17 protein-coding genes and 2 pseudogenes are annotated in these 17,634 nt (G+C 70.2%); 9 read left to right on the top strand and 10 right to left on the bottom strand.

Going from position 1 to position 17,634, the window contains the following annotated elements; translation table 11 throughout:
• The first annotated feature begins 573 nt into the window (after positions 1-573).
• Together AB0G28_RS38505 and AB0G28_RS38500 are read left to right on the top strand one after the other, a co-directional pair.
• Complete coding sequence (locus AB0G28_RS38505) at positions 574-1,134, top strand: ATP-binding protein (RefSeq protein ID WP_361101256.1); 561 nt, start codon at positions 574-576, stop codon at positions 1,132-1,134.
• 177 nt (positions 1,135-1,311) lie between these two features.
• Positions 1,312-1,941: a hypothetical protein gene (locus tag AB0G28_RS38500; protein ID WP_361101253.1), complete on the top strand. Its 630-nt coding sequence runs from the start codon at positions 1,312-1,314 to the stop codon at positions 1,939-1,941.
• An 18-nt stretch (positions 1,942-1,959) separates the two neighbouring features.
• On the opposite strand, the gene AB0G28_RS38495 is transcribed toward AB0G28_RS38500, so the two are convergent.
• Together AB0G28_RS38495 and AB0G28_RS38490 are read right to left on the bottom strand one after the other, a co-directional pair.
• Positions 1,960-3,297 carry a HAMP domain-containing sensor histidine kinase gene (locus tag AB0G28_RS38495; protein ID WP_361101250.1) on the bottom strand — a complete coding sequence of 446 codons (1,338 nt, stop codon included), beginning with the start codon at positions 3,295-3,297 and terminating at the stop codon, positions 1,960-1,962.
• Positions 3,298-3,305: 8 nt separating this feature from the next.
• On the bottom strand, positions 3,306-3,983 hold the full coding sequence (locus AB0G28_RS38490; protein ID WP_361101248.1) for a response regulator transcription factor: 678 nt from the start codon (positions 3,981-3,983) through the stop codon (positions 3,306-3,308).
• A gap of 167 nt (positions 3,984-4,150) precedes the next feature.
• Between AB0G28_RS38490 and AB0G28_RS38485 the strand changes: the two genes are divergently transcribed.
• Together AB0G28_RS38485 and AB0G28_RS38480 are read left to right on the top strand one after the other, a co-directional pair.
• Positions 4,151-5,398 carry a bifunctional glycosyltransferase family 2/GtrA family protein gene (locus AB0G28_RS38485; protein WP_361101245.1) on the top strand — a complete coding sequence of 416 codons (1,248 nt, stop codon included), beginning with the start codon at positions 4,151-4,153 and terminating at the stop codon, positions 5,396-5,398.
• The gene (locus AB0G28_RS38480; RefSeq protein ID WP_361101242.1) at positions 5,395-7,554 is read left to right on the top strand and encodes a glycosyltransferase family 39 protein; all 2,160 of its coding nucleotides are present in this window, start codon (positions 5,395-5,397) and stop codon (positions 7,552-7,554) included. Before AB0G28_RS38485 ends, AB0G28_RS38480 begins: the two co-directional genes overlap by 4 nt.
• Positions 7,555-7,678: 124 nt before the next feature.
• Here the strand turns inward: AB0G28_RS38480 and AB0G28_RS38475 are convergent, their stop codons facing one another.
• Complete coding sequence (locus AB0G28_RS38475) at positions 7,679-7,816, bottom strand: fumarylacetoacetate hydrolase family protein (protein WP_361101265.1); 138 nt, start codon at positions 7,814-7,816, stop codon at positions 7,679-7,681.
• A gap of 374 nt (positions 7,817-8,190) precedes the next feature.
• Between AB0G28_RS38475 and AB0G28_RS38470 the strand changes: the two genes are divergently transcribed.
• Together AB0G28_RS38470 and AB0G28_RS38465 are read left to right on the top strand one after the other, a co-directional pair.
• Positions 8,191-8,730, top strand: a complete 540-nt coding sequence (locus tag AB0G28_RS38470; protein WP_361101239.1) for a hypothetical protein — start codon at positions 8,191-8,193, stop codon at positions 8,728-8,730.
• 147 nt (positions 8,731-8,877) lie between these two features.
• Positions 8,878-9,048, top strand: a pseudogene (locus tag AB0G28_RS38465) (CoA transferase); the annotation flags it as partial.
• A gap of 110 nt (positions 9,049-9,158) precedes the next feature.
• On the opposite strand, the pseudogene AB0G28_RS38460 reads toward AB0G28_RS38465, so the two are convergent.
• Positions 9,159-9,396, bottom strand: a pseudogene (locus AB0G28_RS38460) (helix-turn-helix transcriptional regulator); the annotation flags it as partial.
• Between AB0G28_RS38460 and AB0G28_RS38455 the strand changes: the two are divergent.
• Complete coding sequence (locus AB0G28_RS38455; RefSeq protein ID WP_361101268.1) at positions 9,368-9,559, top strand: hypothetical protein; 192 nt, start codon at positions 9,368-9,370, stop codon at positions 9,557-9,559. The pseudogene AB0G28_RS38460 and the gene AB0G28_RS38455 sit on opposite strands and share 29 nt — an antisense overlap.
• A 148-nt stretch (positions 9,560-9,707) precedes the next feature.
• Here AB0G28_RS38455 and AB0G28_RS38450 read toward each other — a convergent pair whose 3' ends face one another.
• Positions 9,708-10,499 (bottom strand): SDR family oxidoreductase, encoded by a 792-nt coding sequence (locus tag AB0G28_RS38450; protein ID WP_361101236.1) that lies wholly within the window; start codon positions 10,497-10,499, stop codon positions 9,708-9,710.
• A gap of 3 nt (positions 10,500-10,502) precedes the next feature.
• Complete coding sequence (locus tag AB0G28_RS38445) at positions 10,503-11,321, bottom strand: 3-hydroxyacyl-CoA dehydrogenase family protein (RefSeq protein WP_361101233.1); 819 nt, start codon at positions 11,319-11,321, stop codon at positions 10,503-10,505.
• On the opposite strand from AB0G28_RS38445, the gene AB0G28_RS38440 reads away from it, so the two are divergent.
• Complete coding sequence (locus AB0G28_RS38440) at positions 11,284-12,501, top strand: carboxylesterase family protein (protein ID WP_361101230.1); 1,218 nt, start codon at positions 11,284-11,286, stop codon at positions 12,499-12,501. The genes AB0G28_RS38445 and AB0G28_RS38440 overlap by 38 nt on opposite strands.
• A gap of 612 nt (positions 12,502-13,113) precedes the next feature.
• Here AB0G28_RS38440 and AB0G28_RS38435 read toward each other — a convergent pair.
• From AB0G28_RS38435 to AB0G28_RS38425, 3 genes are all read right to left on the bottom strand, one after another.
• The gene (locus tag AB0G28_RS38435) at positions 13,114-13,383 is read right to left on the bottom strand and encodes an NmrA family NAD(P)-binding protein (protein WP_361101262.1); all 270 of its coding nucleotides are present in this window, start codon (positions 13,381-13,383) and stop codon (positions 13,114-13,116) included.
• 25 nt (positions 13,384-13,408) lie between these two features.
• Complete coding sequence (locus tag AB0G28_RS38430; protein ID WP_361101226.1) at positions 13,409-14,329, bottom strand: NADP-dependent oxidoreductase; 921 nt, start codon at positions 14,327-14,329, stop codon at positions 13,409-13,411.
• 116 nt (positions 14,330-14,445) lie between these two features.
• On the bottom strand, positions 14,446-14,886 hold the full coding sequence (locus AB0G28_RS38425) for a nitroreductase family deazaflavin-dependent oxidoreductase (RefSeq protein ID WP_361101223.1): 441 nt from the start codon (positions 14,884-14,886) through the stop codon (positions 14,446-14,448).
• Between the two features lie 124 nt (positions 14,887-15,010).
• Here AB0G28_RS38425 and AB0G28_RS38420 point away from each other — a divergent pair, with 124 nt between their 5' ends.
• Positions 15,011-15,577, top strand: a complete 567-nt coding sequence (locus tag AB0G28_RS38420) for a TetR/AcrR family transcriptional regulator (RefSeq protein WP_361101220.1) — start codon at positions 15,011-15,013, stop codon at positions 15,575-15,577.
• A gap of 923 nt (positions 15,578-16,500) precedes the next feature.
• Here the strand turns inward: AB0G28_RS38420 and AB0G28_RS38415 are convergent.
• Positions 16,501-17,547 carry a LacI family DNA-binding transcriptional regulator gene (locus tag AB0G28_RS38415; protein ID WP_361101217.1) on the bottom strand — a complete coding sequence of 349 codons (1,047 nt, stop codon included), beginning with the start codon at positions 17,545-17,547 and terminating at the stop codon, positions 16,501-16,503.
• Positions 17,548-17,634 lie beyond the last annotated feature (87 nt).

The following is a 17,634-nucleotide window of genomic DNA, read 5'->3' as shown; positions in this document are numbered from 1 at the left end:
GACCTCCGGCCCGGCTCGGTCTGGATCGAGTTCCACCCCGGTCACGCCCGGCTGGTGCCCGGCTACCGCCTCGACGCCGTGGACACGTCGGAAAATTGAGCACGGGCCACAAACCCGTCAGCTGCTCTTCGGCCGCCGCACCCGGTTTCCCACCAACGCAGCACGCGCAAGGCACGCAGAGTCGCCCACCGGCTGGGACCGGGCGATTCCATCCGGAACCAGGTCCGCCCGGATATCCCCGGTGCACCGGCCACGTGCCGTCCGCCCGGCGAGCGCGCCGCAGAACGTCGACGGCGTCAGCGAGCCGCGCATCCCGGCTCGCCGCAACCGCGCGGAAGTGCTCGAGCCCGCGCAGGACGGACCCGGCCACTCCGATCGGCCTGCCGCCGCCCCAGACCAGCGAGTACGACCGCTGCTCGGAGACGACCTGCCTGGATGGCGGCGACCGGCCCGAGAACCTGTTGCTTCATGCGTTACGAAGTCGGGAGCTGCCGGTCGTAGAACCGCACCGCCCCGTTGGTGTTCCGGAAGGCGATCAGCCAGGACCGCCCGTTGGAGTTCACATACGGTGTCGTGGCCGGATCTGTCGCGGCCGAGGACGGGCACCTCCCACTGGACCGCGCGCTGACCCACTCCCTCCTGGAAGACACCGCGTTGCTCCAGCACATCATCGAAGACCTGCGGGACATCGCGGACGCCGGCGCAGGGCAGTTGCGGATCCATCCCGAAGCGATGCGAGTCACCGACCTCGTCGACCAAGTCATCGTCGCGGACGCCCCGGACGTCACCCTCACCGCCGCCGTAGCCGACCCGGACCTCGTGCTGATCGCGGATCCGGTACGCCTGCGCCAGACCATCGGCAACCTCGTGGGCAACGCGCTGCGGTACACCCCACCGGGCGGGCAGGTCACGGTACGCGCGGCGGCCGACGGCGACGAAGTCGTGTTCGAAGTCGCCGACACCGGAGCCGGCATCCCGCCCGAAGACCTGCCGTTCGTATTCGACCGGCTCTGGCGCGCCGACAAGTCCCGTGCCCGGCAGACCGGAGGCAGCGGACTGGGCTTGGCCATCGTGCGGGACCTGGTCACCGCGCACGGCGGCACGGTCGCCGTCAGCTCGCCCTCGGCGGCGTAGTGGTCCCAGGTTGCCTGGCTGGTGCGTTCCCAGCCGTGCTGCAGGTCGAGGGTGGCGCCGGCGGGGGCGCTGATGAGCGCCATGCATCACGGCGTCCACAACCGGCATTGGACCGCCCCGGAGCCGGTCACCAATAGTGCTGGGCATGGGCGCAGACGCCGTGACGGAGGTTCGCCGATGACCATCTCCCCACCACCCGGAACCGCCGAGCCGGCCCGTGCCGCCTCGCCGTTGACGATCAGCGACCAAGGCGCGTTCTGGGTCGGTGCCGGGCGCAAGCCGACCGAGGCCGGGACCGCCGCCGAGGCCGCGATGCACGTCCAACGCGCGTTCACCGATGCCGCCGTGCACGAGCTCGGCGTCGACCCGGAAGAGCCGATCCCCTCGGACGAGGACGTGTGGCAGACACTGCGCGCGCCGGGCGCCCAGGTCCTGCACGTGACCCGGGAGGATCGTGCGGTCGGCGGCATGGTCGTCTCCATCGACGAGCACACCCGGGCTGAACTCGTTGGATTTCTTCTTCGTGGACGGCGACCAGCAAGGCCGGGGGACGGGGGTCCTGGCCTGGCGTGCTGTCGAGGCGAGGTACCCGGAAACGCGGGTGTGGACCACCCTTACGCCCTACTTCGAGCAGCGGAACATCCATTTCTATGTGAACAAGTGCGGCTTCGCGATCGTGGAGTTCTTCCACCCAGGTCACCCGGACCCCATGATCACCCGGCCTCGCCGGGGGATTCACCGGACGGGGACGGGACCGATCACATGTTCAGGTTCGAGAAGGTGATGAGCCCGCAGCGTTGTCGATGAGGCGACCGCAGCCGCCGGTCAACCCGGCAACTCGACCACGACCAGCGCACCTCGCCCATCCCCCGGATCGTCGAATCGTGCACGCCCGCCGTGTGCGGCCGCGATGTCCGCGACGATCGCCAGGCCGAGTCCCGAACCCGGCAGCGACCGAGCCTCGGGAGCCCGCCAGAATCGCTCGAACGCGGCCTCGCGGTGCTCCGGCGAGATGCCGGGGCTCTGGTCGGCGACGGAGATCCGGCCGGGGGTCGAGCGGACCGTGATCACCGACCCCGCCGGCGAGAACTTGATCGCGTTGTCGAGCAGGTTGAGCACCATCCGCTCGAGCGCGGCCGCGTCGCCTCGCACCCGCCACTCGGCGCTTTCGACTTCGAACTCGTGGTCCTGGGCACGGCTCGAAGCCCGCCGGACGGCCTGCCGGACCACGACCGGCATCGCGACATCGGCGTGCTCCAGTTCGCGCTCGTCGCGGGCGAGCACCACCAGCTCGGTGACGAGGTCGCCGAGCTCCTCCGCCTGCACCTGCAGCCGGTCCAGCGTCCGGGTGCGCTGCCCGTCCCCGAGCGGGCGGCCGGTGTGCTCGCTGCGGGCGAGCAGGTCGATGTTCGTCCGGAGGCTGGTCAACGGGGTGCGCAGCTCGTGGGCCGCGTCCGCCACCAGCGCCTGCTGACGCCGCCGGGACTCGGCGAGCGCGCCGGTCATCGCCGCGAACGCCCGCCCCAGCCTGCCCACCTCGTCTCGCCCGGACACCGCCACCGGGAGGTCGAGGTCCTGGGTCCGGGCGATCTCCTCGGCCGCCCCGGTCAGCCGCGCCATCGGTTCCAGGGTCCGGCGGGTCAGCAGCAGCCCGGCGGCGGCCGCGAGTGCCGCCCCGGAGAGCGACACGATGATCAGGACGTTGGCCAGCCCGTTGAGCGTGCTCTCGACCTCGGCCAGGCTGCGCGAGATGACCAGCACGTTCCCGTCGCCGACCGGACCCAGCAGGACCCGCACCGGCGTGCCGGACTGCGTGTAGCCGTCTCGCAGCGTCACCGCGCGCGTCGTCCGGTCCGATGCCGCCGGCACGACCGAGTCCACGCCCGCGGGCGAGCAGGTCGTCCCGTCGGACTTGAGCAGCTGCACGCCTTCGAGGAACCGCTGCAACGGACGGCCCCGGTTCACCGCGCGGCACAGATCGGCCCAGTCGGGTTTCGGTGCCGCGGGATCCTGCGCGCCGGGTGGCGGCCAGCCGCCGAGCAGCGTCTCGTCCAGTTGCGCACGCAGGTTGTGCTGAGTGGAGACGTAGGTGACGGTGCTGATCGACGCGATCGCGAACGCGACGATGGCCGCGGTGATCAGCGCGACGCGGCTGCGCAGCATCCGCGGCCTCACGGTGCCCGCAACACGAACCCGACACCGCGGACGGTGTGCAGCAGGCGGCTCGCCCCGCCCGATTCCGTCTTGCGCCGCAGGTACCCGACGTAGACGTCGAGGTTGTTGGTGCGGCTCGGTTCCCGCCCCCACACGGCCTGCCTCAGCTGGTGTTTGGTCAGCACCTTGCCCGGGGCGTCCAAGAAGGCCGTCAGGAGGTCGAACTCCGTCGGTGTCAGCTCCATCCGATGCCCGCCGCGGGTGACCTCGCGGGTGTGCGGGTCGAGTTCGAGGTCCGCGAACCGGCGGACCTCGGGCACGGAGCAGCGGCTGCGGTTCTGCTTCAGCAGCGCCCGTACGCGCGCGAGCAGCTCCTCCAGGGCGAACGGCTTCACGAGGTAGTCGTCGGCTCCGGCGTCGAGCCCGGTGACCCGGTCACCGAGCGCGTCACGCGCGGTGAGCATCAGCACCGGCAACCGCTCGCCTGTCGCGCGGATACGCCGACACGTCTCCAGACCGTCGACCCCGGGCATCATCACGTCGAGGATCACCAGATCGGGCCTCCGGTCGCCGACGACAGCTTCGAGCGCCGTCGCCCCGCAGGTCGCCGTGCCGACGTCGTAGCCTTCGAACTCCAGGCTGCGCTGAAGGCTTTCCCGCACGTCAGGATCATCGTCCACCACCAGCAGTCGCACCCGGCAGAGGCTACGCCGCCGGCCTGTGTGTGAGCTGTAGATCCACTTCTCATGATTCTCTCAGGCGAATTCCAGGTGCTTCTCACGATCGGTAGCCCACCGTATGAGCAACGTAACCGGTCACACAGCGTCGTGTTCGGCCGCAGGAAACCCAGAACGGAGGAAGCATGTCGGTCGGCGCGACCGGAGGCCTCACCACCTCCCCCGAACAGCGTGCTGTGACAGCCACGGTGGACATCGTCGTCCCGGTGTACAACGAGGAACGCGCGCTGCCGGGGTGCATCCACGTGCTGCGCGAGTTCCTCCGCGACCAGTTCCCCTTCGACTGGACCATCGTGGTCGCGGACAACGCCAGTACCGATCGGACCCTCGAAGTCGCGGAGGCCCTGGCCCGCGACGACGAGTCCGTCCGCGTGCGCCACCTCGACCGCAAGGGCCGCGGCCTGGCCCTGCGGGAAACCTGGCGGGCCAGCACCGCCGACGTCGTCGTCTACATGGACGTCGACCTCTCCACCGGGCTCGACGCGCTGCTGCCGCTGGTCGCGCCGCTGGTCAACGGCCACTCCGATGTCGCCATCGGCTCGCGGCTGGCCCCGGGGGCGCGCACGGTCCGCGGGCCGAAACGCGAGTTCGTCTCCCGCTGCTACAACGGGCTGATCCGGCTCAGCCACGGTGCCCGGTTCTCCGACGCGCAGTGCGGCTTCAAAGCCGCGCGCACCGACGTCGTCCGGCCGCTGCTGGACCACGTCGAGGACGACGCCTGGTTCTTCGACACCGAGCTGCTGCTCCTGGCCGAGCACAACGGGCTGCGCGTGCACGAAGTCCCGGTCGACTGGGTCGAGGACACCGACAGCCGCGTCGACGTCACCAAGACCGCTCTCGACGACATCCGCGGGCTGATCCGCGTCGCCCGCGCGAAGGCGGCCGGGACGGCGCGCGTGCCGGACCTCCCCCGCCGTCCCGCCCCGCGCGCCGCCCACCCGGACGCCGTCCTGGGCACGCCGAGCGGCGGCCGGCTCTGGGAAATCCTGTCCTTCGCCGTGGTCGGGGTCGTCTCCACGATCGCGAACCTGGTGCTGTACGCGGTGTTCCGGTTGTGGTGGCCGGTGCTGGTGGCCAACCTCGTCGCGCTCGTGCTCACCACGCTTTTCAACACCGAAGCCAACCGCCGCTTCACCTTCGCCGGCGCGAGCACGTCACGGGGCAAGGCGCACCTACAGGGGCTCGTCGTCTTCGGGCTGTACTACGCCTTCACCTCCGCCGCGCTGCTGGCCCTGCATGGGTTCGACCCCGAGCCGGGCCGCGCGCTGGAGCTGACGGTGCTGTTCGCCGCCTCGGTGCTCGGCACCGCGGGCCGGTTCGTGCTGCTGCGCAGCTGGGTCTTCCGCAATTCCCCAGGAAAGGACGAAGAATGACAGTCGCCGCCGACCAAGCGGCACCGGCCGGTTCCGTCACCACCACCCCCGCCCGCACGCGGTGGCGGGGCTGGGCACTCGCCGGGATCTGCGTCGCCGCCGCCGTGCTCTACGCGTGGCGGATCGGCGCGGGCCAGCTGGGCAACACGTACTACTCGGCCGCAGTGAAGTCCATGACGGACAGCTTCACGAACTTCCTGTTCGGCTCGTTCGACCCGTACGGCGTGTTCACCGTGGACAAACCACCGATGTCGCTGTGGCCGCAAGCGCTTTCGGTGCTGGCGTTCGGATTCCACGGCTGGGCGCTGCTGCTGCCGCAGGTGATCGAGGGCGTCGCGGCGGTGTTCCTGCTGCACCGGACGGTCCGGCACTGGGCGGGCGAGAACGTCGCCCTGCTGGCCGCACTGATCCTGACGCTCACCCCGATCACCGTGGCGATCAACCGGGACAACAACCCGGACACGCTGCTCGTGCTGCTGCTCATCGCCGCGGCATATGCGTTCACGCGCTCGGTGAAGGCGGACACGAGCCGCACGCGGACACGCTGGCTGCTGTGGTGCGCGTTCTTCGTCGGCTGCGGGTTCGTCACGAAGATGATGCAGGCGTGGATCGTCGTCCCCGGGTTCGCGCTGGCGTACCTGGTCGGCACGCGCGCGGCGGTCAAGCGGCGGATCGTCGACCTGCTCGGGGCGGGTGTCGTCCTGTTCGCGTCGTCGTTCTGGTGGGCGGCGCTGCACGACTGGTGGCCGGGATCGAAGCCCTACATGGGCGGCAGCACCGACGGCACCGCGTGGAATCTCATCTTCGGCTACAACGGCTTCGGCCGGATCTTCGGCGGCGAAGGCAACCTCGGCCCCGGTGGTGGCGGCGCGCGGCCGGATCTTCCCGAAGGGATGAGCCTACCGTCCGGGATGGGCGGCGGCATGTTCGGCGGCGACACCGGGCTCGGCCGGCTGTTCGGCTCGTCGGTGGGCGGGCAGATTTCGTGGCTGCTGCCGCTCTCGCTGGTCGTGCTGGTGGTCGTCGCCATCCAGGGCGTGCGGGCGAAAGGATCGGGTGACCCGGCTTCGCGGGCGGGCTGGTTCGCCTGGGGCGGCTGGCTTCTCGTGACGGGGGTGGTGTTCAGCTACGCCCAGGGCATCTGGCACCCGTACTACACGACGATGCTCGCCCCGGCGATCGCGGCGATCTCCGCGGCCGGGCTCGCGCGGTTCTGGCGTGCGTACCGCGGGGACGGGGTGGCCTCGTGGCTGCTGCTGCCCGGGGCCGTCGCTCTCACCACGGTGTGGGCGTTCGTGCTGGCGGGCCGCGATCCGTCGTGGCACGGCTGGACCCGCTGGGCGGTCCTCGTCGCGGGCGTGGTCACCGTGGCCGCGTTGCTCGGGGCGCGGCTCGTCGAGACGCGCCGGCCGCTGGTTTCCCGGGTCGCGTTGGTGTTCGGGCTGGTGACGGTGCTCCTCGTGCCCGCGGTGTGGTCCACCGCGACCGCGGCGACCGGCGAGAACCTCGGCGCGATGCCGGCCGCGGGACCGAGCGGCGGCGGGTTCGGCGGCATGCGCCCGGGCGGCTTCCCCGGCGGTTCGGGAGACCTGCCGCAGTTCCCCGGCGGCACCGGTGGGTTCCCGGGCGGCATGTCGCAGCTGCCCGGCGGCACCGGCGGCTTCCCCGGTGGCGACCTCCCGGAAATGCCGGGTGGCTCGGGCCGCGGCCGCGCGGGCGGCGGTTTCGGCGCTGTGGACGGCAAGCTCACCGACGAGCAACGCCGCATCCTCGACTACGCCCGGCAGCACAAGGGGAACGCGGAGATCACCCTGGCCGTCGACGGCTCGGCGACCATGGCCGCGGGCTTCATCATCGGCTCCGACGAGACAGTCATCGGCATGGGCGGCTTCTCGGGCGGCGACGACTCGCCCTCGGTCGACCAGCTCCAGCAGTGGGCCGCCGAAGGCAAGCTGAAGTTCGTGCTCGGCACCGAGTCCGGCGGACGCGCCGGCGGAATGCCCGGCATGAACGGCGGGGCCGGCCAGCAGCGGCAGCAGTGGATCGCGCGGCACTGCACCAAGGTCGACCCGGCTGCCTATGGCGGGCCGCAGCAGCAGGGTCAGCAGCCGGTGGGACCGACGGAAGCGCAGACCCTCTACGAGTGCCACTCGTGAGCGGCGTTGCCGTCCCGGGACGCGCCCCGGGTCCGGGACGGCAACGCCGCCGCCAAGCCGGCCGCGACGAAGGCCCGGCACCGCTCGCAGCCGCACCTCGTGACGGCCACGCTCCGGCTGCCGGCTACGGCTTCCGCACCGCCCGGAAGCCGTTCCGCAGCCCACCCAGGCCGTCGATACGGCTGGTCAGCACGTCTTCCGCGGTGAGGCAGCGCGGCGGCGTGCGGCGGTTGCCGACACCGGCCGGGGTGCCGGTGAAGATCAGGTCCCCCCGGCTGGAGCGGGCACACCGCCGACAGCCGAGCGACCAGATCCGGGACGTCGGGTTCGCCTCTTATCGCCGCCGTACTCCTCCGGGAGCTGGGACTGCGGCTCGGATCGGCCCACGGTGTCCTGACAAGCCTCGTGAAACGGGAACCTTGGACACTGCTGCTCAACGAGACTGAAGCCGATTCGGATCAACTCGAACCGCTCGAAATCATCACCTCACTCGCCTTGATGCTCGCCATCCGGCATCAGACGCCCGCCGCCTAGGAGCTGGTCCGAACCTGGCTCTCCGATCCCACAGCGACGGCGGCCGCCCAGCACGCTGTCGGCAACCTGCGCGCGTGGACTGAACTGCCACCTGGACAAGCCGTGGAACGCGCACGTGCTTTCGACATGCTGGAGGCCGCGACCGCCGCACTGGCTCGACTTCGCCATGCAGCAACCGACTCCCCGGATCGGCCGGGCAAGATCTTTCTCACGGCCGACCTCATCTCCCGCAACATCAACCTCGCCTCAGAAGCGGTTCTAGTGACCAGCGGTCAACCCACCGAAGATCGCGAATTCGCCGCGAGAGCCCTCACCGTATTGGACGGGATCGCCCAATTCAAGCATCCCTCGATCACACACTTCCTGATCGAAGCACTGGGCCATCTTGCCGCCGCCGACCCGTCCCGAGCCTTCCACACAGCAGCAACAGCGGTGCGCACAGGCGACGAGTACACGTATGACTCAGTCGCAGCCGCCGAAACGACCAAATTCATCGAGCGCTACCTGGCCGAGTTCCGCGAAGTCGTGATCGCCGACGACAAGTTGCTGACGTCGATCCGGTCGGTACTCCATGCCTTCGTCGACGCTGGCTGGCCTTCGGCTATTTCCCTGGCCTATCGGCTGAGTGAAGCGTTTCGATGAGGACTACCACCGAGGCTGAACAGCCACCCGAGACCGCATGACGCCGGACCGAGTTGATCTATAACCCCACCCTGAGATTTGCCACGGACCCGCAAGTTGGCTGACGTCCAGAAGCCCAACCGCGACGCGGGGAAGCTCACGTTCGCCGTGCGGCCCGGCCTCATCCACGTCACCGCCAGCTGCCACGGCGGAACCGGCCCCTGGGCCCAGCGCGTCGGCTTCGACCAGGTCGCCGGCACGGTGACCGGCATGGTCGCCGCCGAAGGCAGCCTCGAGGAACCGAAGCTCCCGCCGACCTCGATCATCAACGACTACCTCGTCGCCTGGCTCGGCGCGACCGGCGCCATGGCCGCCCTCGCCCGCCGCGCCACCGAAGGCGGCAGCTACCGGGTCCCACGTCTCCCTCACCCGCGCGGCGATGTGGGCGATCACCCTCGGCTTCTTCGACTGGGACAGGCCTCGCGCAGCCGGCGACGTGAGCTGATGCCGAGCTTGCCGATGACGTTGTGCAGGTGCCATTCCACGGTGCGCGGGCTGAGGAACAGCCGCGCGCCGATTTCGGGGTTCGAAAGGCCCTCGCGGACGAGGCGCACGATCTGCAGCTCCTGGGCGGTCCGCTCCTCGGGCGCCCCCGGTCGTGCGTTTGCACGCCGTTTCGCCGATGGCCAACGGCATCCCGGTCGACGACCGCATGGCCGCCGGCGACGGGCTGTGGGCCGTCGCCGACGTCACCGGGCAGCGGAGCCTGACCCACGAGTACCAGGGCCGGGTCGTGGCCGCGAACATCCTCGGCCGGCCCGCGAAGGTGAACTACGACGCCATTCCGTGAGTGGTGTTCACCGACCCGCAGGTCGCGGCCGTCGGCGCCGCCGAAGGCGCCGTCACCGCCACCGTGCAGCTCTCCGACGTGGCCCGCACAGCGACCTACCCCCGCGCCTACGCCGTCGGCCCCGAAGCACGCGAGGCCACCCGACCACTCACACTCCGCGGAAGCTATCCCTGACCATTACCAACGACTTTGCCTGGACCGTGCAGGACGCCCCGTCCAGGCGGAGCATCGCGCCGGTGCTGAACGACGAGGCGTCGGAGGCGAAGTAGAGGGCGGCGGCGGCGATCTCCGCCGGCTCGCCGATCCGCCCCAGCGCCGCGCCTGCGGCCAGTTCGGCCTCGACGTCGGAGGACCAGGCGCGAGAGATGTCGGTCCGGAACGCTCCGCATTGGATGGTGTTGACGCGCACTTTCGGGGCGAAGGCCTTGGCGAACCCTTCGGTGAGTGTGTTGAGGCCTGCCTTCGCGGCGGCGTAGGGAAGGAACTCGGGTTCCGGCCGGATCGCGGCCATCGAGCTGATGTTGATGATCGAGCCCCCGTCTCCCGCGGCCATGCGGGTGCCGATCGCGGCGGTGAGCCGGAACGGCCCCTTCAGGTTGACGCCGAGCACCTTGTCCCACAGGGCCTCGCCGACCTCGTCGAGGCTCGGGTACGGCACGGACATGCCGGCGTTGTTCACGAGCACGTCCACTCGGCCGAGTTCCCCGTAGACTTTTTCGACCAGGCTGTCGCACTGCGCCCAGTCGCTCACGTTGCACGCGACCGGCAGCGTGGTCCGGTCGTACTTCTCCCGGATCTGCTGGGCGAGCGCCGCGCACTCGTCGATCTTGCGGCTGGCGATCACCACGTGCGCGCCCTCGGCGGCGAAGGCGTCGACCATCACCTTGCCCAGTCCGCGGCTGCCGCCGGTGACCAGCGCGATCTTCCCGTTCATCCGCATCGCTCAACTCCTGCTCAGAAACTCGCCGGCGGCGGCGCACGCGCGCACGTTCTCCGGGACGATGAAGCGGTCGCCGTACTTCGCGCGCAGCTCGTCGGCGCGGGCCGCGAAGCCGGCCGGGCCACCTTCGTACTGGTCGATGTACTGCAGGGTGCCGCCCGTCCACGCGGGGAACCCGATGCCGAAGATCGAGCCGATATTCGCGTCGGCGCTGGACCGGACGATGCCCTTCTCGTAGCAGCGGGCGGCCTCGAGCGCGGCGGCGACGGGTAGACGCTCGGTCATGTCCTCGAAGGGAAGGTCGACCTCGGGGCGGTGATAGTGCTGGATCAGCGCCGGCCACAGCCCCAAGCGGGTTCCGTCCTCGGCGTAGGAGTAGAACCCGTTGCCTTCCAGGCGGCCGGGCCGCTCGAACTCCTCGACCATGCGGTCCACGAGGTGGCTGCCCGGGGTCTGGGCGAACGCCGGGTTCTCCGTCGCGATCGCGGAGAAGCCTCGGTTGATTTTCTGGATGGTCTTCATGTTGATCTCGTCCAACAGCGCCAGGACGCCGACCGGGAATCCGGCCTGGGTGGCCGCCTGTTCGACGCTGGCCGGATGCGCGCCCTCGGCCGTCATCGACAGCGCTTGGTCCACGAACTGCATGATCACGCGGTTGGCGTAGAAGCCGTAGACGTCCGTGACGACGATCGGGGTCTTCTCGATCTGTCGTGCGAAGTCCAGCGCGCGGGCCAGTGTCTCGTCGCCGGTCTGCGCGCCCACGACGATCTCCAGCAGCGGCATCTTGTCGACGGGCACCCGGCCCGGATGCCGGCCGGTCATCGTCTACCTCTACGGCGGCGGGAACCGCACCGGGTCCGCTTCCCTCTATCCCGGCGCCCCGCTCATCGGCGGGTCCGACGCCGTCTTCGTCAGCTTCAACTTCCGGATCGGAGTCCTGGGCTTCCTGGACCTCGCCGGCCTTGACGCGGGCGGCGGGTTCGACTCCAACCTGGCTCTGCGCGACCAACTCGCCGCGCTGACCTGGGTTCAGCAGAACATCGCCGCGTTCGGGGGCGACCCCGGGAACGTCACCATCTACGGAGAATCCGCCGGAGCGCTGGCCGTCACGACCCTTCTCGCGGTCCCGGCAGCCGCCGGCCTGTTCGCCCGGGCCGTAGCCGCCAGTTCACCGGCGTTCCACGTCCACTCACGTGAGCGGTCTCGAGCCTGGGCACGACGGTATCTCCAGCTGCTCGATCTCGACCCGGCCAATCTGGAGGACATCCGCGACATGCCGGTCGACCGGCTGCCGGCAGCAGCCACGACCTTCGACAAGGCGACGAAGCGAGATGACCCCGGAACCATCAGCGTCAGCTACGTAGTCGACGGCGAACTCCTGCCCCAGAGCCCGATCGACGCGATCCGCGCCGGCCGCGGCCACCGAGTACCGCTGCTCATCGGCACCTGCCGCGACGAACACACGCTCTTCCAAAAGATCCTGAAGGGTGAGCTCGCCGGCAACTACGACGACCTCCGCCGCCTCTTCGCGCGGTCCGGCGACGATGTCCTCGATCGCGTACTAGCCGCGTACGGCGGCCCCGGCGACACGGCGCAACACCCTCGGGTCGGCGGCGACGCGGCATTCTGGTACCCGTCGGTGGCGCTCGCCGAGGCCCACTCCACAGTGGCACCGACCCGGATGTTCCGCGTCGACCACACACCCCGCGTTTTCGGGCTAACCGGCCTGGGGCCCACGCACGGCACGGACGTCCTGCTGCTGTTCGGCCACCTTGAGAAGGTCGAGCGGTGGCTCGGCGCGGCCCGCCGCGACCGCGCCTTCGTCGACCATCTGCGAGCGAACCTGATCGCCTTCGCCCGACACGGCGAGACCGCATCAGAATGGCCGCTCTACGAGCCAGGCCGGCGCACGACACTCGTCTACACGCAGACGACAGCCCTCATCGACGACCCACACGCCGACCGCCGAGCCGCCTGGACCGGATTCATCGGATACACGTGACCTAGTAGTTTGTCGCTGCTTAGATATGGCACATGCTACTGGGAGGCTGTTGCCCGGCAGGTCCCTTTCCATGCCGGACAAGGACTTTTGACATCGGCCGGGTTTGAAAAACGGAACTGCGTCCTCATCTGAGAAAGTGCTGGAACATCCCACCGCCGGCGAACGCGGAGTGCGCCGCCCCGCATGGAGGACGTCCTCTCCGTCTACGCCCGGCCGTACGATCCCGCCCGCCCGGTCGTGCGCATGGACGAGAAACCTTTCCAGCTCCTCGGCCGCGTCCGCGACCCGCTGCCCACCCGGCCTGCCAACGATGCCTGTGAGGACAGTGAATACGTCCGGTGCTGCACCTGCTCGATCTTCGCATGGGCCGAGCCCCTGCACGGGTGGCGCCGTGTCCACGCCCTGGCCCAGCGCACCAAAATCGACTGGGCCGGGCAGGTCAAACAACTCCTGACCGTGGACTATCCCGACGCCGAGACCGCGGTGCCGGTCAGGGACAAACTCAAGACCCATGGCATCGCCGGGTATCGAGAACGTTCTTCTGCCGCAACGAAAGAAACGACTCCATCGCAGCGTTGTCACCGCAGGCACCGACTCTGCCCATCGCCCCGGTCAGCCCATGAGCACGCAGCAGAAGCCGGTGGGCCGCCGATCGGAATCAGGCGCCGCGGTGTCTTCGAGGGTCGACCAGATCGCGTGTCCCACGCCGGCCGCCTTTGCCGCGCGCGCCATTGCGTGAACCTGATCGATCTCGGCCTTCGGGTCCATCAGCTCCGCCCAGTTCGTAACGAGATACGCGGCGTCAACACCCTCGAAGGCCACCCGCAGGCTCGCCTCATCCGACAAGTCCGCCTTCACAACCTCCGCCCCACGCTCCCGCAACGCCTGCGCGGCCTCGGAGTCGGGGTTACGGGTAATCGCCCGCAACGCGGACCACGATCTTTCCCTGCGTGTGTCCGCGCTCGGCGTATGCGTGCGCTTCCGCGATCTGTTCGAGCGGGTACGTCCGCTCGATGCGCGGGGTGTAGCGGCCCTGTCGGCCGAGTTCGCCCGCTTCGGCGAGGAGCGTGGGGTCGTTCAGCACGTTGGGCAGGTGCACGCCCAGGCGATGCGCGTTGGCGTGGTCGGCGATCGTCGACACGCGGGCGGGGTCGCCCACGATCGCGACGAGATCGGCCAGGGAACCGGAGGCCGCGGTGTCGAGTGCGATGTCGACTCCGCCCGGAGCCAGGGTGGCGAGGCGCTGCGCGAGGCCGGGGCCGTAGGTGGTGGGAACGGCTCCGAGCGAGGCGAGGAACGCGTGGTTGCGCTCACGGGCCGTGCCGATCACGGAGGCGCCCTGAGCCACCGCTATCTCGACAGCGGCACTGCCCACGCCTCCGGCGGCGCCCTCGATGAGCAGAGTGCGGCCCCGCAGGGGACCGAGCGCCTTCAACCCGCTCATCGCGGTCACGGATGCCAGAGCGGCGCCGGCGGCCTCCTCGTCGGTCCACGTGGCGGGCGCGTGGGCCCAGGCCAAGAGCACGACCAGCTCCGCCGTCGCGCCGGTGAGGCCGCCCAGCCCGAAGACACGGTCACCGATGCTCACCCCCTGCACCCACGCACCCACCTGGTCAACGACACCGACGGCCTCACGCCCGGGAATCGCGGGCAGGTCGACGGGAAGCACCCCGCGCGCGGCACCGGAACGCAACTTCCAGTCGATGGGATTGACGCCGGCCGCTGCGACACGGATACGGATCTCGCCGGGCCCGGGACGGGGCTCCGGCACCTGCTCGACCACGAGGGTCTCCACACCGCCGTACTCGTGATAGCGGACTGCGCGCATGAGGTTCTGCCTTTCCACGCGGCCGGAAAGGGCCGTTCGTGAGATCAGTAGGTGAAGCGGGGTGTGCGTCAGAGGGGGTGCCGGGGCCCGCGTGAATGCGGGCCCCGGCGCGGCGATCACCCGGGTGTGCGCGTCAGGACGAAGACCGGGATCAGGCGGTCGGTCTTCTTCTCGAAGTCGACGTAGTCGGGCGCTGCCTCGACCGCGCGTTCCCACCACACCGCGCGCTCGTCGCCCTCGATCTCGCGGGCCACGTAGTCGTGCTTCTCCCTGCCGTCCTGCAGCTCGACGTGCGGGTCCTTGCGCAGGTTGTAGACCCATCCCGGGTTTTGCGGCGCGCCGGCGAGCGAGCCGACCACGGCGTACTCCCCGTTGTGCTCGACCCGCATCACCGGGGTCTTGCGCAGCTTGCCGGTCTTGGCGCCGACCGACGTCAGGATGACCACGGGCCTCCCCATGAGCTCGACGGCCTCGGCGCCTCCGGACGCCTCGTAGGTTTCGACCTGCTTGCGGGCGAAGTCGGACGGACTCGGCGCATATTCTCCGCTCAATGGCATTACGCCAGGCTCCTGGTGCTGGGAGGGTCACGTGAAGGCTGCTATCGTCACGAGACGGAGACAACTCTCCGTTTCCGCGAACATACGGAGATGCCTCTCCGCTTGTCAAATGGAGGCAGGGAACGTGACAGCCACCACACCGCGACCGCTGAGGGCCGACGCCGCCCGCAACCGCTCCAAGCTGCTGGCGACGGCCGGCGAGGCGTTCTCGATCCGGGGCCTGGGGATCTCCATGGACGACATCGCCCGAGCCGCCGGCGTCGGGGCCGGCACCCTGTACCGCCACTTCCCCACCAAAGACCACCTGGTCGCCGCCGTCCTGGACGAGCGGATCCGCGAGCTGGCCCGCGAGGGCAGGGAACTGCTGGACCTCACCGGGCCGCGCGAAGCCCTCTTCATGCTGCTGCGCAAAGTCGTCCTGGAATGGGGACCCACCGACCGCGGCCTGGTCGAGTCGCTGGCCAGCACCGCCGGACAGGAAGAATGCGTCCCTCGCAGCGCACGCGAAGACTTCACCTCCAGTATCGACCTGCTGTTGCAGGCCGCTGTACACGAAGGGGTCGTGCGAGCCGACGTGACCAGCGACGAGGTGGAAACCCTCATCGTCGGCTGCCAGGCGATGCAGCAATACCGGCCGGACCTGGCGGAAAAAACGCTCGCCATCATGCTCGACGGCCTACGCTCCACCTGACCTGCACCGGCCACGTCAGCCGATCGACTCGCGAGCGGCCGAGATCACCAGGCCCGCCGAGGCCGATGGCCACACGGACGCACTGCCCGACGCACGACAGCAGGAAGATCCGCATCCGTCGAACTCCGGGCGTGGCTCGCCGGCGCCCGGGCGTAGCGGGTCAGCGCCACGGAAGCCGGCCTCGGCCTCCAGCAGGTGCGCCGGCCGCAGCGTGACCGGCTCCCGCTGCTCGGTTCCGACTGGCGGTCCGCCTGCTTGCGGGGAAGGACACGGAAGTCGTGGACGTCGCCGACAGCCTGATATCGAGAGGCTGACACGTCTCGAACACGACGCCGTCCGCGGCGGCACGTCATCCGCGTCTACGGGGATAGCCTGCGATGACTCACCGCATCACGGGCAGGGCGACCGCTTGCCCGGCGTGGACACCCGGAGCCGGCTGACTACCGCTGGTGGACCGGGTCGATAGGGGTGATGACCCCGGCTCGGTCCTCGATGGCCTGCGCGGCGTCGAGGATCCAGCTCGCCCGCTTGATCTTCGCCGCCATCGCGGTGAAGCCGATCGCGAAGACGCGACCCGGCCCGCGGACTCGCCGACTTCGTCATCCAGGGCCTGACCGAGCACCGCACCACTGTGCTCGGGAAGCCGATCGGCCGGTCCTCTGAGGTGACCGTGGACGGCGGCGCTGCCGAGCAGCTGGAAGCCCGCGATGCGGGCGAAACCGGTGTTGCGAACCTCGCTCGCCGTGCGTGGCGAACGCTGTTCTGCACGACCAGTTTGCCGCCAAGCGAGTACGTGCCCACTCCCGACACCACGCCGGCCTTGTCCACCCAGCCACAGAAGTTCGCCCCGCGCGGCGCCGCTGCCGCCCACCTCGGACCTGCCGCGCGGGCGGCTCGTCCCACACCCGGGACGCTCTCGGCTGCTACTGGCTCCCGCTCGGCCACTCCCGCCGGACGAGAGCAGTGCTGGCCCGGGCGCGCAGTTCGGTCGGGGTGTTCAGCTCGCCCGCGGGGCGACCGCCCCGGAGCAGTTCGAGCAGGGTGGCGACCGCGGTGCGCGCCTGCGCCTCCGGGAACAGATCCACTGCCGTGATCGGTGGGTCGGTAGCGTGCAGGGCCGGCTCGTCGCTGTCCTGGGCGAGCAACAGGTCGTGCGGCACCCGCAGGCCCAGATCGCGCGCCGCGGCCAGGACACCGACGCCGAAACCCAGGCCCAGCGCGAGAATCGCGTCCGGCGGATCGTCCCGGAGGACCTGCAGCGCGGCCTGCCGCGCCGACTCCGACATGGTGCCGGCGGAAAGCTGCGCCGGCGGGGGTACCCGCACGGCGGCCGGTTCGATGTTGCGGGCGCCGCACCAGCGCCGGTAGGTGGCGATCGAGCGTTCGGTCCACTCCCACGCCATGTCCGGCGCCACCGCGGTGATCCGGGCGGCACCCTGGGCGGCCAGGTGGTCCAGGAGCCCGGCCACGGCGGCATCGGTGTCCGGGGCGACCTGGTGGGCGATGCGCCCCGTCGGGTCCCGGCCGAGGGCCACGGCAGGCACGCCCAGGTCGGCGAGCGCGGCCAGGCGCGGATCACCTTCGCCCGGCTCGACCAGGATCAACCCGTCGAACGCCATTCTTCGCAGCTGACCGGCGTCGTGAACGGCCGGGAGCAGCAGCAACCCGTGCTCGGCCTCGAACGCGGCTTGGGCCGCGGCCGTGGTCACCCGGCCGTACCACTCGAACGACAGGATGTCGTCGCGACGCTGCCCGATCACCGTGCCGAGCGCCATGCCGAGCGTCGCGGTGCGGCCGGAGCGCAGGCCGCGCGCGACCGGGTCGGCCGCATACCCCAGCTCGGTGGCGATCCGGCGGATGCGCTCCCGGGTGTCCGGGTCGACGCGGCCTTTGCCGTTGAGCGCGTAGGACACGGTGCCCACCGACACACCCGCGACGGTGGCGACGTCCCGCAAAGTCGGCTTCGCCATGCCCGCACTCTAGCGCACAAACGTTTCATCACTGGTATTGACTTCGCTTAAACGTTTGTGCACGCTGTGCCGAACGCCGCGCGGGGT

The sequence above is a fragment of the Amycolatopsis sp. NPDC021455 genome, assembly GCF_040640995.1.
GTDB lineage: Bacteria > Actinomycetota > Actinomycetes > Mycobacteriales > Pseudonocardiaceae > Amycolatopsis.
The sequence above is the reverse complement of the archived record's forward strand: the minus strand, read 5'-3'. Positions and strand labels throughout refer to the sequence as shown.

What these genes read in the sequence shown, in the direction of transcription:
- AB0G28_RS38500 (WP_361101253.1), top strand. Translation starts at nt 1,312, where the DNA reads ATGACCATCTCCCCACCACCCGGAACCGCCGAGCCGGCCCGTGCCGCC.
- AB0G28_RS38495 (WP_361101250.1), bottom strand. Translation starts at nt 3,297, where the DNA reads ATGCTGCGCAGCCGCGTCGCGCTGATCACCGCGGCCATCGTCGCGTTC.
- AB0G28_RS38485 (WP_361101245.1), top strand. Translation starts at nt 4,151, where the DNA reads ATGTCGGTCGGCGCGACCGGAGGCCTCACCACCTCCCCCGAACAGCGT.
- AB0G28_RS38480 (WP_361101242.1), top strand. Translation starts at nt 5,395, where the DNA reads ATGACAGTCGCCGCCGACCAAGCGGCACCGGCCGGTTCCGTCACCACC.
- AB0G28_RS38450 (WP_361101236.1), bottom strand. Translation starts at nt 10,499, where the DNA reads ATGCGGATGAACGGGAAGATCGCGCTGGTCACCGGCGGCAGCCGCGGA.
- AB0G28_RS38445 (WP_361101233.1), bottom strand. Translation starts at nt 11,321, where the DNA reads ATGACCGGCCGGCATCCGGGCCGGGTGCCCGTCGACAAGATGCCGCTG.
- AB0G28_RS38430 (WP_361101226.1), bottom strand. Translation starts at nt 14,329, where the DNA reads ATGCGCGCAGTCCGCTATCACGAGTACGGCGGTGTGGAGACCCTCGTG.
- AB0G28_RS38425 (WP_361101223.1), bottom strand. Translation starts at nt 14,886, where the DNA reads ATGCCATTGAGCGGAGAATATGCGCCGAGTCCGTCCGACTTCGCCCGC.
- AB0G28_RS38415 (WP_361101217.1), bottom strand. Translation starts at nt 17,547, where the DNA reads ATGGCGAAGCCGACTTTGCGGGACGTCGCCACCGTCGCGGGTGTGTCG.